Source organism: Methylobacterium variabile (genome assembly GCF_001043975.1).
Lineage (GTDB): Bacteria > Pseudomonadota > Alphaproteobacteria > Rhizobiales > Beijerinckiaceae > Methylobacterium > Methylobacterium variabile.
Genome location: NZ_LABY01000411.1, coordinates 1 through 873, shown reverse-complemented (window position 1 = coordinate 873; position 873 = coordinate 1). Strand labels below are relative to the sequence as shown.

1 protein-coding gene is annotated in these 873 nt (G+C 52.5%); it reads right to left on the bottom strand.

Annotated features, from left to right (window positions below; genetic code table 11):
* Nucleotides 1-61: 61 nt before the first annotated feature.
* Nucleotides 62-373 (bottom strand): hypothetical protein, encoded by a 312-nt coding sequence (locus tag VQ02_RS37870; RefSeq protein WP_157080922.1) that lies wholly within the window; start codon nucleotides 371-373, stop codon nucleotides 62-64.
* Nucleotides 374-873: the final 500 nt, after the last annotated feature.

Genomic DNA, 873 nt, shown 5'->3' with positions numbered 1-873 from the left:
ACGACGAGCGGGAACACCTCGGTCAGCGAGACGAGGACACTCCCGAGATCCGGCACGGCCATCACTGAACCCTTTTCGAAATCTTGGACTGGCCTTCCAGCACCTCTATACGCTCCTCCAGCGCGTTGATGCGCGCGATCAGCTCCTCGTATCTCAAGTTCGTTGGGTCTACGTCAGGGTTAGGCCGGCGATATGGCCGCTTCTCCTCAGCTCTCCCATCATGATACTCGAATTTCGATCTGCTCTTCTTTTGTGTCTCAGGCACCGTTGCGTCATCGGGTGCAGCGCACACAAGGCCCGGGATACAGGTTGTGAGTACAGCCACGAGAGTTGCATTTCTTAACAAGTTTTTAACGAAGCTTTTCTCGGCCATGTCTTCTTAACCCTTTCGATCTAGCCGGGACGCTTGCCTGGGCCTTACTGCAACCCCTGACGCTGAGTATTTTTTACGACATTCAGCATATTACAGGTATACACGATATATAACGATCGTCGCCACACGAATAATCGTGTCTGAAATGCAATGACCCCCTTCTATCTGAGCCTGTTAGCTACGGTAGCCTTGGACCTTAATTGACACGTCGTCTCATTTTTCGCAATAAGAGCCCCAACATGAACGTCGATGACTCTGGTGGGGCGGTTCTGGCATGGAGAACGCAGTAAAACACTTGGCTTGGGCCGGATCTATCGTTGCGTGTGTCTATCTTGCAACTACTCACAACTGGCAGCCTGTCTCGCTTCAGATCGTTGCGCAGCCTGGAAATCCCCCTTTGGCAGCGCTTTCACAGAAAAATTCTTCTACTGCCAATTCTGCCAATTCTGCCAATTCGTTAGTTCCTGCGCCGCAGCCCGCCCCACAGGTTGCGTTAGCGC